We start from the raw sequence: 503 nt of genomic DNA, 5'->3' as shown, positions 1-503 counted from the left end.
TCGTCCCATTGGCCGAGCCGGGTATGCAGGTCGCCGCCATCGTCGACCGCGACGAGCTGGCTGCGGAAGGCGGCCAGCGTTTGCAGGTAGGGATCGGACTCGGCGTTGGCGCGCACGGCGTTCGACAGGGCTTCCTCCTGCACCGCCGTGAGCGGCGGGGCGTCGGTGGTCAGCAGCGCGCCGAGCCAGTCGGTGAGCCAGCCCACGCCGCGCAGATCGGCCTCGGAGCGGAATGGGTTGAGCCCGGTCGGCACGCCCATCTGCACGGGCGAGTAGCTGCCGCCGAGCCCGCGGATCGCGCTCTCGAGGCCCCGATCCTTGTCGAAGGCGATGATCCGGGGGCCGAGCCGCTGCGCCTGCGCCAGCAAGAACGCGGTGCCGAGCGTCTTGCCCGAGCCGGTCCGGCCGATCACCAGCGTGTGCCCGACCGTGCGGTCGCCCGGCTCGCCGGGCTGGTGGAAGCTGAAGCGGTAGGGCTCGCCGCCGAGCGTCGGAAGAACCGT

At 72.6% G+C, this 503-nt stretch carries 1 pseudogene; it reads right to left on the bottom strand.

Annotated elements, in window-relative coordinates:
* A pseudogene (locus tag Q1B08_RS21685) lies at nt 1–503 on the bottom strand (type IV secretion system DNA-binding domain-containing protein); the annotation flags it as partial.

Origin of the sequence: uncultured Jannaschia sp. (genome assembly GCF_947494025.1) — a bacterium.
GTDB lineage: Bacteria > Pseudomonadota > Alphaproteobacteria > Rhodobacterales > Rhodobacteraceae > Jannaschia.
Note: the sequence above shows the minus strand (reverse complement) of the source record. Positions and strands in the feature narration are given on the sequence as shown.